The organism is Acinetobacter lwoffii (genome assembly GCF_024129435.1).
Taxonomy (GTDB): domain Bacteria; phylum Pseudomonadota; class Gammaproteobacteria; order Pseudomonadales; family Moraxellaceae; genus Acinetobacter; species Acinetobacter lwoffii_F.
In genome coordinates this window covers 1-1,185 of record NZ_JAMXXN010000069.1, presented here as the reverse complement: position 1 = coordinate 1,185, position 1,185 = coordinate 1, and the positions used below count along the sequence as shown (strand labels likewise).

1 protein-coding gene is annotated in these 1,185 nt (G+C 35.6%); it reads left to right on the top strand.

What is annotated here, in order from left to right; translation table 11 throughout:
- The first annotated feature begins 76 nt into the window (after positions 1–76).
- A protein-coding gene (locus tag NI455_RS15335) for an IS4-like element ISAba1 family transposase (RefSeq protein WP_085940648.1) occupies positions 77–1,167 on the top strand; the annotation gives its coding sequence in 2 pieces (ribosomal slippage) (positions 77–617 and positions 617–1,167; 1,092 coding nt in all).
- Positions 1,168–1,185: the final 18 nt, after the last annotated feature.

Genomic DNA, 1,185 nt, shown 5'->3' with positions numbered 1-1,185 from the left:
TTTTTCTCTGTACACGACAAAAATAGATAACTCATTGAAATAATGTCACAATAATTGTTTTCTAACGACGAATACTATGACACATCTCAATGAGTTATATCTTATCTTAAACAAATCTCTAAAATGGAACAAGTCACATTTAAAGTGCTTTGCGCTCATCATGCTTGTGATTATTTTAAAGCAAACATGTAATCTTTCTTCTGCATCTAAAGCCTTGCCCATCAAGTGTTTACCACAATCATTTTATCGACGTATGCAGCGCTTCTTTGCAGGTCAGTATTTTGATTATCGTCAAATTTCTCAGTTGATTTTCAATATGTTTTCATTCGACCAAGTGCAACTGACTTTAGATAGAACCAATTGGAAATGGGGAAAACGAAATATTAATATCCTGATGCTCGCAATCGTTTATCGTGGAATAGCGATACCTATCCTTTGGACATTGCTTAATAAACGTGGAAATTCAGATACGAAAGAGCGTATTGCTTTGATTCAACGCTTTATAGCCATTTTTGGTAAAGACCGTATTGTGAATGTGTTCGCAGACAGAGAGTTTATCGGTGAGCAGTGGTTTACATGGTTAATTGAACAAGACATCAACTTCTGCATTCGTGTTAAAAAAACTTCATTGTCACCAATCATTTAGGAAAGAATCATAAAATTAGTGATTTATTTCGCCATCTTAAAGTTGGTCAAATTGAATGTCGTAAACGACGGATTTTGGTTGGTCGGGTGAAACTATATATAAGTGCACTACAGTTAGAAAATGGAGAGCTTTTACTCGTCGTTTCTCCTCAGTTTAATGCCAATGCTATTCAGGATTATGCATTACGCTGGGAAATTGAAACCTTATTCAGTTGTCTCAAAGGACGCGGGTTTAATCTTGAAAATACGCGCTTGACAGACCCTAGACGAGTGAAAAAATTGATTGCGGTGTTAGCTATAAGCTTCTGTTGGTGTTACTTAACGGGTGAATGGCAACATAATCAAAAAAAAGCGATAAAAATAAAGAAGCATGGACGACTCTCAATGAGTTTATTTCGCTATGGTTTAGACTATGTTCAAATGGCGATTCAGCGTTTAATTGGTTTTGGGAAAAAAGAAGAGTTTAAGGAAATTTTGGCAATTTTAAGAAAGCAGAATCCTGATAGGATAAGGGTTCTGTGAAATTTGTCGTGTACAGAG